This window comes from Clostridium cuniculi, assembly GCF_004353185.1.
GTDB lineage: Bacteria > Bacillota > Clostridia > Clostridiales > Clostridiaceae > Clostridium > Clostridium cuniculi.
In genome coordinates this window covers 1-393 of record NZ_SMUS01000142.1, presented here as the reverse complement: position 1 = coordinate 393, position 393 = coordinate 1, and the positions used below count along the sequence as shown (strand labels likewise).

Genomic DNA, 393 nt, shown 5'->3' with positions numbered 1-393 from the left:
GGAAGCGTCCTAAGGTAGGGTCAGCGATTGGGGTGAAGTCGTAACAAGGTAGCCGTAGGAGAACCTGCGGCTGGATCACCTCCTTTCTATGGAGAAATGAAGTAACAAGATGTTTACTTCGTACTCAAAAGATATGGTCTTAATTTCTGTTCAATTTTGAGCGATCATTAGATTGTTCAAAAGAATTGTGGGGGTATAGCTCAGTTGGGAGAGCACTTGCCTTGCACGCAAGGGGTCAAGGGTTCGAATCCCTTTACCTCCACCACATGGGTCTATAGCTCAGCTGGTTAGAGCGCACGCCTGATAAGCGTGAGGTCGATGGTTCGAGTCCATTTAGACCCACCAATTTGTTCTTTGAAAATTGCATATGAATTATATAATATAACTTCAAAA

Annotated in this window: 2 tRNA genes and 1 rRNA gene; all 3 read left to right on the top strand. The window is 44.0% G+C overall.

Annotation, left to right across the window (positions count from 1 at the left end):
* Positions 1 to 86: ribosomal RNA gene (locus EJJ37_RS19985) — 16S ribosomal RNA — on the top strand; the annotation flags it as partial.
* A 103-nt stretch (positions 87 to 189) separates the two neighbouring features.
* Positions 190 to 265: transfer RNA gene (locus EJJ37_RS19980), tRNA-Ala, on the top strand.
* A 3-nt stretch (positions 266 to 268) separates the two neighbouring features.
* A tRNA-Ile gene (locus EJJ37_RS19975) sits at positions 269 to 345 on the top strand.
* The last annotated feature ends 48 nt before the right edge of the window (positions 346 to 393 follow it).